Genomic DNA, 7,239 nt, shown 5'->3' on the forward strand with positions numbered 1-7,239 from the left:
CGGTATGCCGTTAATTGCAGGGATTGATATCGGCAACGCCACCACGGAAGTGGCGCTGGCGCAGGATGGCCGGTTTGTTGCCAGCGGGATCGTCGCGACCACGGGCATGAAAGGCACGCGGGATAACATTGCCGGGGTAGTGGCCTCCCTGCAGCAGGCGCTGGAAAAAACGTCGTCGTCGCTTCAGGATGTGACGAAAATCTGCATCAACGAGGCCGCGCCGGTCATTGGTGATGTGGCGATGGAGACGATCACCGAAACCATCATCACTGAATCGACAATGATTGGTCATAACCCGCAAACGCCAGGCGGTGTTGGCGTAGGGATGGGTACCACGATCGCCGTGGAGAAACTGGCATCGTTGAGCCTCGATCGGTTTGCGCAGGGCTGGATCCCGCTGGTGGGCGCAGAGATGGATTTTCTCGAGGCGGTGTGGCTTATCAATGCGGCGCTGGATCGCGGCGTCGACGTGGTGGCGGCGATCCTGAAAAAGGACGATGGCGTACTGGTCAATAATCGTCTGCGACGAACGCTGCCGGTGATTGATGAAGTCACGCTGCTGGAGAAGGTCCCGGAAGGGGTGCTGGCGGCGGTAGAAGTGGCGGCAGCAGGACAGGTGGTTCGGGTACTGTCGAATCCTTATGGCATCGCCACTTTCTTTGCCCTGACGCCGGAGGAAACAAAAACGATCGTCCCGATCGCCAGGGCACTGATCGGCAACCGATCCGCTGTGGTGCTGAAAACCCCGCAGGGCGATGTGCAATCACGGGTGATCCCGGCGGGCAAGATCTTTATCAGTGGTGAAAAGCGCGGCGGAGAAGCCGATGTGGCCCAAGGCGCTCAGACAATTATGCAAGCGATGAACGCCTGTGCGCCGGTCTGCGACATTCGCGGTGAGGCCGGTACTCACGCGGGTGGCATGCTGGAGCGCGTGCGTAAGGTGATGGCCTCGCTGAGCGGGCACGATACGAATTCAGTACATATTCAGGATCTGCTGGCGGTCGATACGTTTATTCCCCGTAAAGTCCAGGGCGGTGTTGCCGGGGAATATTCAATGGAAAACGCGGTTGGCATTGCGGCGATGGTGAAATCCGATCGGCTACAGATGCAGACGATCGCCCGTGAGCTGAGTGTGCGGCTGAATACGCCGGTTGAAGTGGGGGGCGTGGAGGCCAATATGGCGGTGGCCGGGGCATTGACGACGCCAGGATGCGCCGCGCCGTTGGCGATCCTCGACTTAGGTGCCGGATCCACCGATGCCGCGATTATCCATAACGATAGCACCGTTAAGGCGATACATCTGGCGGGAGCAGGGAACATGGTCAGCTTGCTTATCAAAACGGAGCTCGGCTTGAGCGATCCTTTTCTGGCAGAGGAGATAAAAAAATATCCGCTGGCGAAAGTGGAGAGCCTGTTCAGTATTCGCCACGAGAACGGCGCGGTGGAGTTCTTTCGTGAACCGCTCAGCCCGTCGGTGTTCGCCAAAGTTGTGTATCTGAAAGCGGGCAAAGCCATCCCCATTGAGAACCAGACGTCGCTGGAGAAAATTCGGCTGGTACGTCGTCAGGCCAAGGAGAAGGTCTTTGTGACGAACTGCCTGCGCGCGTTGCGGCAGGTCTCACCCGGCGGCTCAATTCGCAACATCTCTTTTGTGGTGCTGGTGGGCGGTTCATCGCTGGATTTTGAAATCCCGCAGATGATCACCGACGCGCTGGCGCATTACGGCGTTGTTGCCGGTCAGGGCAATATTCGGGGAACCGAAGGGCCACGAAATGCGGTGGCAACCGGGCTGGTTTTGGCTGGTGATGCGAAAAAATAGTGCAGAAAACCACCACCGCAAGCGTTTGGCTGCGGCATAAATCAAATAAAGGCAACGTTCTCTTTGATATCCCGGCTGACTTGGGTACATAGTATAAAGGTGTTTAATACGCGGTTAATTTTAAGGATAAGAGCATGCCAACAGCAATTGAGAAAGCATTGGATTTTATTGGTGGTATGAACACATCGGCGCCAGTACCCCATTCCATGGATGAAAGTACGGCCAAGGGAATTTTAAAATATTTGCATGATTTAGGTGTGCCAGTGAGCGCAGCAGATGTGATGGCACGCGGTGAGCAAGAGGGATGGAATCCTGAGTTCACAAAAAAAGTCGCTGGATGGGCTGAAAAAGTCGCCTCCGGTAACCGTATCCTTATCAAGAACCCTGAGTACTTTTCGACCTATATGCAGGAGCAGCTCAAAGAACTCGTGTGAGCTGACTATCGAATAACACGCTAACGGACGTTTCCACTTTCAAGGTGGTGGCGTCCAAAAGAGTTGCCCTCAACCAGCCAGACAGTGCCGATTTTTTGCGTTGATGCAGATGGACACATTGTGTACCGCTCCGCTTAATTGAACGTGTTGAATCCTCTAATTTAACTTCAGCATTAACATTATCAGATTAACACTGGACGGTGGGGGTGCTTTTACGCTGCCCGGAATGTGCGTGGTTACCCTATTGAAACTAATTTTTAATACTTTGCTAAACGACGGTTAAGACTTTTCTCGAATTTATTTATTTATGAAACCTAACTGATAAATCGACATTTCTTTTTTTTGCCAACCATTTTTCGACGACTAATGTAAGTTTTAAGAATGGAAAACTCTTAAATAACATGGGCTTTAATAGAGTTTGGTTTCTTATTTTATTATTGATAGTATCTCAAATAATAAAACTTATTAAATCATTGAGTAATATTTAACTATTTCATTTTTTAATGTTTTCGGAATTTAACTCTATCTGCTTTGATTTATCTGATTTTTTTCACTTCCTTATTAAGAAGGTATGAAATAATCGTCTTTGTTTTTGCTTTTATTAATTGTTTTTACCTAATGTTTCTATTTTTGCATGGTTATTGCACCTTTGAAAAGAAAAGTATATTTTGGTAAAAAGTTATTGAGGCGTTTAATATGGATTTAATTAATTATGACTCTAGGCTTCGTCATCTTATGGATGTGGATTTTAGGTCCATACTAACGTTTATCGTTTTTGTTGACACGGGCAGTTTGTATGGTGCCTCACTGGTACTTGGTTGTTCTGCATCATCTATTAGCCTGCACTTGAAAAGAGTCAGAAGTTACTTTAATGACACCCTTTTCATACGTGAAGGTCGCAATCTCAATCCTACTGAATATGCTGTGGAATTAAGTCATCAACTTAAACTTGCATTTTATAATCTTGATACTGTCTGTCATGGGGAAAGTGCTGTTGCCGATTGTGAATTAGCTATCGGTGAAAATAAAAATTAATGAAACATAACCATTGGTTATGCTAAATAGTGCTTTTAAAATGTATTCGACAAAAAATAGAGCATAATATGGAAAATTTAAATTTTTCCTACGAGCGGGTATTGGTTATGGACACTATCTATTATAGTGCCCTTGGGCTATGTGCCTTTATTGATAGCCTGGCAGGTCGCTCAATTAGTCTAAGAGTAATGACGCTTTCCGCATTGCAGAAACAAGTGTCAGCCCGTCATGGGGAACCAGGGCGGGTACTCGTTATTACCGAGTTAACGAGCGAAAGTGAGACGCTGGCGGAAGGATTAGCATTCTTAAAGTTTGCAAAGGACGAGTGGCCTGCAGACCAATATAGTATTATTGTTTTTACCCGTTTACGTGACCCTCTGTTGCTGGCAGCAGTCGCAAATCTTCAACCTATGGGCATTGTTCATCGCGCGGAGGCGATTAATATCTTATCTAAACTCATGTTTTTCTCCACTGACGCATCATCAGGCACGATCATGAGTCCGTTGATCACCAGGAAAGTCGGCCAGGTCGGCGGAGTTCGATTACCACAAAGGGAATTGCAGTGGTTTGTTCTGCAGACAGAAAAAATAGGACTGAACGAAACAGCGAGGCGAATGGGGATTAGCTATAAAACTGCTGCTACCTATCGGAAAAGAATATCAGTCCGTCTTCAATTAAGTTTACGTGAAATTAATGAAAGAGTGTCACGATTATAAGTGAGAAAGATAATATTGCCATATCCCGCTGTGCGGATTGCCGACAGCAATGTAGTCGTGATTTTATTATTAAAGCGATTGTCAGTTTACCTCAGCATGCACAATTTAGGGTTCTCGTTGTGAATAACGATGTGCTTGCCACGACGTTTATGAAATCTGCTCTACGGCAGTTGAGGAAATGTCAGTGCTGGACGTCATTGCATATAAGAGATTCCTTATTGCAGGGCTAATGTCGTTATACAGTAATTGTGCCTCTTCTGTTGGTATTAAACAACGGCCCTCTCTGCTGAATAGTTTTTCGGGAAAACAAGTACAAAATTTTTTCAACGAAAGGCTCACTGCAGATGGTGAACAGTTCATATAGTATGAAGCAGAAACTATCCCTCCTGTATTCATGACTGCGGCAAAAACAAGAATGTTGTTAATCGAAATATTCATGTTTTTGAATTTTGAGAAATCAGATTGTGTAAGCAATGAATTATCCTTTTGAATTAATTTTCTTAAAAGAATATAAACATATAAGAAAATCAAAACAAACAATATAATAGATATATCTAAATATACGTTTTGATATAATGCAATGAAAATAGAGGGTTAGCCACCCTTTCTGATTTTTCCCTTCAATTCAATGTCGGCGTAAGAGGGCTTTTCCTGACATCGCCATCACCAAGGATGTAGTGTTCAAGAAGACATACCTGAGAATGGATGGGGATCATAGCCGTATTGCATGTTGGGGAAGCGGACCCAAATTGCATCCAAAGAAAAAGGAGTCAGACGATCTCTCATCTAACTCCTTGTTTTGTTTGGTGGCCCCTGCTGGACTTGAACCAGCGACCAAGCGATTATGAGTCATAAAATTGGCATGTTTTTAATTGTTCGTCATTGTCTCTATTCGTATTTTTAATTGTCTATAATCAATCAGTTATGAAGTTATTTTTGTTTCTGATTGGTTCTCTCATTTCCCCATTGTACTATCCTTACCTGACCCGTTACCTGACCCGAAATGAGCATCGGGTCAGGTAACGCTTATCCTTAGAAAGGTAAACTCATGGCCGCTAATCTTACCGAGACTGCTATACGTGGATTGAAGACAAAAAGCACGGCGTACTACGTGTGGAGCAACAGCGCTCAACGTGGTACTGGCAGGCTTGGCGTTAAGGTTCAGCCTTCAGGCAGCAAAGTTTTTTATTTCCGTTACTACGTTGAGAAAGGGAAGAAAGAGAAGTTCATCCAGTTGGGCATCTGGCCTGAGATGAAACTGGTGACGGCCAATGAGCTGGCGAAAAAGTATGGTGCCTGGCTTGTTGAAGGAAAAGAGCCCCAGCAAGAGCTTGAGCAACAGCGCCTGGCCGAACAGCACATCATGCAGATCCATCGTTCTCAAGGATCGTTTGAAGAACTGGTGCATGGTTACGTTAACAAGATGAAGCTCGACAATAAGCGGACCTGGGCTGATGTTCTGAAGCGTCTTGAAAAAGAGTGCTACACGGTTATCCCTCGAGAAACCAAAGCGAAAGATGTAACACCTCTCCAGATTAAAACCATCCTCTCAGGCATTATCCAGCGTGATGCGGTGGTGCATGCTAATCGGATTCGCTCGTATCTGATGGCGGCATTTAACTACGGCCTGAAAGCTGATAACGATCCGATGAATACCAGCGTGGGTATCACGTTTGGTCTTGAAGTTAACCCGGTCTCGGCCATACCGAAACAGTCTTCGGCGGAAAAAGTGGGTGATACATGGCTAACGCTGGAAGAGTTGCGTGTTGTCATGGAACAGTTCGCCGAGGCCACCAACGTTGGGCCGCTGATGCAGCATCTGATTCGCTTCTGTGTTTATGCTGGTGGGCAGCGTCCGTTTGAAATGATAGCCAGCCAATGGAGCGCGATTGACTGGCAGCAAAAGACGCTACTGGTCATAGCTGATGTATCGAAAAACAAGCGCGAACACCTGATCCCGCTGACTGATTCTGCGCTACAGGAATTAGCCTCGGTGAAAGAACTGGCTAAGGAAAGTGGGAGCCCCTATATCTTCCCACTCTCGACCAATGGAGAGCGACCGGTACGCACTGATAGCTTGGCGCGTTCCATCATGTACTTCCGGGCCTTTAATCCTGAGTTTAAAGTTTTCACGGCACGAGATTTACGTCGCACCTGCAAAACGCTGATGGGGGAGGCGGGGATCAGCAAAGAGATCCGCGACCGTATCCAGAATCACGCTTTAAATGACGTCAGCTCGAAACACTATGATCGTTATGATTACTTGCCTGAAAAGCGTAGGGCGCTTGAGATCTGGGAAGACCGGGTTAACAACTATCAGCGACAACAGGAAAACAACGTTGTGAACTTGTTTGGACGGAGGTAAGAGCTTGGCAAAATATGAGCTTAATTCAGCAGAAGAGCGGTATCAGCCGGACTCTGGAGATTTAGTGCTGGCTAATAAGCTGGGAATCATTGATGAACAGGAAATGGATACGCTGGAGTCTGGCTTGCTGCTGATGCTGTATGAGCAGCTATTTATTGAGAGCCAGCCGCCTGAGTCGCTGGTTTTTGAGCATATCAGTAGATGGCATCGTCAATGGCTGGGGAATGTGTACGACTGGCGGGGAGGTTGCGTAATGCCAACCTGACAAAAGACGGCTTCCAGTTTGCCGCTGCCGACAGGATTCCTCTGCTTCTTGATGGTTTCGCGAGGTAGTTTCTCTCCCGAACTGGTGAACTGAAATCCCTGGCTCGCCCGGAGCTGGTTAGTTATCTGGCTGAATGCCACGTTGAGTTTATTTTGATCCATCCATTCAGAGAAGGTAACGGGCGTCTGTCGCGGCTACTTTGCGATGTGCTGTCGGTTCTGGCAGGGAAGGGCTTACTGGATTACAGCCTGTGGGATGAGCACAAGGCATTTTACTTCAAGGCAATACAGGCGGGGGCTCAGGGAACTATAACCCTATGATGCAGCTGGTAAGCGATATCTTGCCAGACTAGCGGGCGAGGCCAACGGCTTTCGCCTGTGCCTGATTTTTTTTTAGTTGCTGCTCAATCTTTTGTACAGAAACGCCCGTTTCGATAGCTGTTGAGCTGGCAACGGAACGGTAAATCTGGGCTTTTGTAACTTGCGGTGATATTGATTGTTTGCGCATGGAGCGGTTCCTTGATGTATTCAATTGGATTATAGTTGTACTGGATGAATTGGACAATAGATCTCATTGGTTAGGGAAGGTGCGAATAAGCAGGTCAT

The 7,239-nt window shown here is 47.1% G+C and carries 7 protein-coding genes and 1 pseudogene; 6 read left to right on the forward strand and 2 right to left on the reverse strand.

All coding sequences use genetic code 11. From position 1 onward, the window contains the following. Positions 1 to 4: 4 nt before the first annotated feature. From FDW88_RS14175 to FDW88_RS14190, 4 genes are all read left to right on the forward strand, one after another. A complete protein-coding gene (locus FDW88_RS14175) occupies positions 5 to 1,819 on the forward strand; it encodes a diol dehydratase reactivase subunit alpha (protein ID WP_137362798.1) in 1,815 nt (604 codons plus the stop codon). Positions 1,820 to 1,953: 134 nt separating this feature from the next. Beyond that, complete coding sequence (locus FDW88_RS14180) at positions 1,954 to 2,253, forward strand: DUF1889 family protein (protein WP_115257453.1); 300 nt, start codon at positions 1,954 to 1,956, stop codon at positions 2,251 to 2,253. 696 nt (positions 2,254 to 2,949) lie between these two features. Further along, positions 2,950 to 3,288 (forward strand): LysR family transcriptional regulator, encoded by a 339-nt coding sequence (locus tag FDW88_RS14185; RefSeq protein WP_135911380.1) that lies wholly within the window; start codon positions 2,950 to 2,952, stop codon positions 3,286 to 3,288. A 68-nt stretch (positions 3,289 to 3,356) separates the two neighbouring features. Beyond that, a complete protein-coding gene (locus FDW88_RS14190) occupies positions 3,357 to 4,004 on the forward strand; it encodes a hypothetical protein (protein WP_137362799.1) in 648 nt (215 codons plus the stop codon). A gap of 147 nt (positions 4,005 to 4,151) precedes the next feature. On the opposite strand, the gene FDW88_RS22810 is transcribed toward FDW88_RS14190, so the two are convergent. After that, positions 4,152 to 4,442, reverse strand: coding sequence for a LysR family transcriptional regulator (locus FDW88_RS22810; RefSeq protein ID WP_371414757.1), 291 nt, complete (start codon positions 4,440 to 4,442; stop codon positions 4,152 to 4,154). 610 nt (positions 4,443 to 5,052) lie between these two features. On the opposite strand from FDW88_RS22810, the gene FDW88_RS14200 reads away from it, so the two are divergent. Both FDW88_RS14200 and FDW88_RS22815 read left to right on the forward strand, forming a co-directional pair. Further along, positions 5,053 to 6,369 (forward strand): site-specific integrase, encoded by a 1,317-nt coding sequence (locus tag FDW88_RS14200; RefSeq protein ID WP_006812031.1) that lies wholly within the window; start codon positions 5,053 to 5,055, stop codon positions 6,367 to 6,369. Between the two features lie 4 nt (positions 6,370 to 6,373). Beyond that, a pseudogene (locus FDW88_RS22815) lies at positions 6,374 to 6,986 on the forward strand (Fic/DOC family protein). Here FDW88_RS22815 and FDW88_RS14215 read toward each other — a convergent pair. Next, positions 6,983 to 7,141, reverse strand: a complete 159-nt coding sequence (locus FDW88_RS14215; RefSeq protein ID WP_006812029.1) for a hypothetical protein — start codon at positions 7,139 to 7,141, stop codon at positions 6,983 to 6,985. The pseudogene FDW88_RS22815 and the gene FDW88_RS14215 overlap by 4 nt on opposite strands. Positions 7,142 to 7,239: the final 98 nt, after the last annotated feature.

Source organism: Citrobacter sp. wls829 (assembly GCF_005280825.1).
GTDB classification, from domain to species: domain Bacteria; phylum Pseudomonadota; class Gammaproteobacteria; order Enterobacterales; family Enterobacteriaceae; genus Citrobacter; species Citrobacter gillenii.

Excerpts from the sequence above, each read along its gene's own strand:
- FDW88_RS14175 (WP_137362798.1), top strand. The coding sequence starts at position 5 with ATGCCGTTAATTGCAGGGATTGATATCGGCAACGCCACCACGGAAGTG.
- FDW88_RS14180 (WP_115257453.1), top strand. The coding sequence starts at position 1,954 with ATGCCAACAGCAATTGAGAAAGCATTGGATTTTATTGGTGGTATGAAC.
- FDW88_RS14185 (WP_135911380.1), top strand. The coding sequence starts at position 2,950 with ATGGATTTAATTAATTATGACTCTAGGCTTCGTCATCTTATGGATGTG.
- FDW88_RS14190 (WP_137362799.1), top strand. The coding sequence starts at position 3,357 with ATGGAAAATTTAAATTTTTCCTACGAGCGGGTATTGGTTATGGACACT.
- FDW88_RS22810 (WP_371414757.1), bottom strand. The coding sequence starts at position 4,442 with ATGAATATTTCGATTAACAACATTCTTGTTTTTGCCGCAGTCATGAAT.
- FDW88_RS14200 (WP_006812031.1), top strand. The coding sequence starts at position 5,053 with ATGGCCGCTAATCTTACCGAGACTGCTATACGTGGATTGAAGACAAAA.
- FDW88_RS14215 (WP_006812029.1), bottom strand. The coding sequence starts at position 7,141 with ATGCGCAAACAATCAATATCACCGCAAGTTACAAAAGCCCAGATTTAC.